At 38.1% G+C, this 2,557-nt stretch carries 2 protein-coding genes; one reads left to right on the top strand and one right to left on the bottom strand.

Annotation, left to right across the window (positions count from 1 at the left end; all coding sequences use genetic code 11):
- The first annotated feature begins 195 nt into the window (after positions 1-195).
- Positions 196-840, top strand: coding sequence for a YesL family protein (locus tag BM057_RS11360; protein WP_177186256.1), 645 nt, complete (start codon positions 196-198; stop codon positions 838-840).
- Between the two features lie 88 nt (positions 841-928).
- Here the strand turns inward: BM057_RS11360 and BM057_RS11355 are convergent, their stop codons facing one another.
- Positions 929-2,134: an NAD(P)/FAD-dependent oxidoreductase gene (locus BM057_RS11355; RefSeq protein ID WP_092093876.1), complete on the bottom strand. Its 1,206-nt coding sequence runs from the start codon at positions 2,132-2,134 to the stop codon at positions 929-931.
- Positions 2,135-2,557: the final 423 nt, after the last annotated feature.

The following is a 2,557-nucleotide window of genomic DNA, read 5'->3' as shown; positions in this document are numbered from 1 at the left end:
CGCTTAGGGTTAGAAGTTTCTTGCGGATAAAAGTAGAAAAAAAGAAGTGGATTTCTCCACTTCAAAAAAGTCTAATATTTGGGGGTCACTACAGAGAAGGCTGTTTTTTGTGAGCTGCCTTTGCAATCTAAAGCCGCACATGCTAATATTTACCCCAACGAATCGAATCTAAGATAGAAAGGAGTACAGATAGAATTGAAAAAAATCAACTGGTCAAAGGCCTTAGTCTCTGGAACAGAGTGGTTTGCTCGTCTGGCAATTCTCAACCTTACTTGGCTGCTGTTTTCTCTGCCGATTATTACTCTGGTTCCTGCAACAGATGCTTTATTTTCTGTGCTGGACCATTGGCGGAAAGAAGAAACAGAAATCCCCATCTTTCGCACTTTTTGGCAGTACTTCAAGCAAAACTTTTGGCGTAGTTTCAAATTAGGTCTGCCTGTTTTATTGATCATGATCATCGTCGCTTTAGATGTTTGGTTTTTTCATTATTACCCTCATGCAGCGGCTTGGCTGCAGATTTATAAATACAGCATTTATACTTTTGGTTTACTCTTCGGTCTTGTAACGTTGTACAGTTATCCCTTATCTAAAAGAAGCAACCATTCGATCCTTCAGCTTTACTTAACCAGTGCTTATCTTATGATCGGAAATCCACTTTACAGTTTAGGCCTCTTATTCAGTGCTGTCACCATCTTTTTGATTCTATTGAAATGGAGCGGCTTGTTCTTCTTCTTTTCTGCCAGTCTGTTAGCTTGGCTAGCCACTTTAGCTGTAGACAGAGCGCTTAAAAAGGCAGCTGAGAGACGAAAAAATTCATACGAGGAAGATGACTCATTCTGATCTGCAGCAGCTGTCTGGCTGTTTTCCGTCCTTTTCTTAAACAAAAAGAAAGCTGAGTTTGTCAGCTTTCTTTTTGTTTTTTTTCGATTTAGTGGTATAGGTCGAAACGCCCTTTGGAAACGACTGCTTTCACGCCGCCTGTTTTCAATAGAGAACGGTCTGCGATCACTTTCTTCATCGCAGAAGCAGGATAGCCTTTCAAGTAAGAACCCATCACTTCTCCGATTGCTTCTTTATTACCAATAGAAGCTACAGTTCCAAGTGATTTGAAGGTAAAGGCTTTTGTTTCTTTTCCGTTTAATTTTGCTTCAAGGTTTTCTGCTACAGTATCCCCTTGTTTCAAAGCCAATTGAGCAGTTCCTGGAATTGGACGTCCGATTTCTTCATCCATGACTGCTGAAACATCACCGATCATAAAGATCTCAGGATAACCGGCAATTGTTAAATCTTTTTCAACTACAACACGTCCGCGTCTTTCATCAAAGCCTGAACGTCCGATCACACTGCTGCCGCGCACGCCTGTTGTCCAAACGATTGTTTTAGCTTTAACAGATTCATTTTTGTCTCCTGCTTTGTAAACAACTTCGTCTTTTGTAACTTCTTGGATCGGTGCCCCGATCTTAAAGTTAACACCACGTTCAACTAGTTTGTCGATGCCATATTTCGTCAATTTTTCTGGGAACATTGGCAGCAACGTTGGCATTGCTTCAATACAAGTAAGTTGAATTTTATCAGCTGGTACTTGATATTGGCTGACCAGTCTAGGCAATTGATCAGTGATTTCGCCTAAGAATTCAATACTTGTAAAGCCGGCTCCGCAAACAACGATACTCAAGTAAGATTCATCTTTTGTTTCATTATACTTAGCAAATTGTTCATTGATATGTCTGTCAATGGCTAATGCTGATGGAATATCGACCATTTCTAACCCATTTTCTGCTGCGCCTTTGATACCAAATGTTTCTGATTCAAATCCTAGTGCAACAACCAAGTAATCGTAGTCGATGTCTCCGTTGTTTGCTAGGGTAACTGTTTTTTGGTCTTTGTTGATTACTTCTACTGTGTCTTGGATAAATGTCGTTTGTTTTGGATCCACAACATCTTTTACAGGATAACAGATTTTTTTAGGTGGTTGTGCTCCACTTGCCACTTCATGTAAATAAGTTGCTTCATAGTGGTAATCGTTCTTGTTGACTAAAGTAATGTCAACATTCAAGTTTTTCTTTTGGATCTCTTTTAAAGATCTCAAGCCTGCATATCCCGCGCCTAAAATAACTACTTTTTCTTTACTCATATCTTTCTCTTCTTTCTTCATAATATTCATTCTATTTAAGCACAACTTTACCTCTGATAGTTATCCTCTCTGCAAAAACAACTACCTTGCATTCACTAAATGATAAAACAAAAAACAAAAAAGTTCATTGAAACCTGCTCTATGAGTCACCTCAAAAGCGTTACTCCTTTGTTTCGCTTTATCTTCCCTGACTAAACTTCTCACTGTAGTAATATAGTTTTTTTATGAACTATACAAAAAATACTTCCATTCTTTACTTTACTCCAATTACTGTTATATTTCAAACGTTATGATCAAAAAAATAGCAAAAAAATGCAATTTTTTGTAAAATCTCAACTTTCGCAGTTGAAAATTAGTGTCTAAACCTTGGTACCTTTGAGCTTCCTCAACTTAATTTATATGGCTTGACGTGTATTTAGATGC

It is taken from the genome of Pisciglobus halotolerans (assembly GCF_900113675.1).
Classification (GTDB): Bacteria; Bacillota; Bacilli; order Lactobacillales; family Carnobacteriaceae; genus Pisciglobus; species Pisciglobus halotolerans.
The sequence above is the reverse complement of the archived record's forward strand: the minus strand, read 5'-3'. Positions and strand labels throughout refer to the sequence as shown.

Coding starts and splice junctions, on each gene's coding strand:
- BM057_RS11355 (WP_092093876.1), bottom strand. CDS start 2,134: ATGAGTAAAGAAAAAGTAGTTATTTTAGGCGCGGGATATGCAGGCTTG.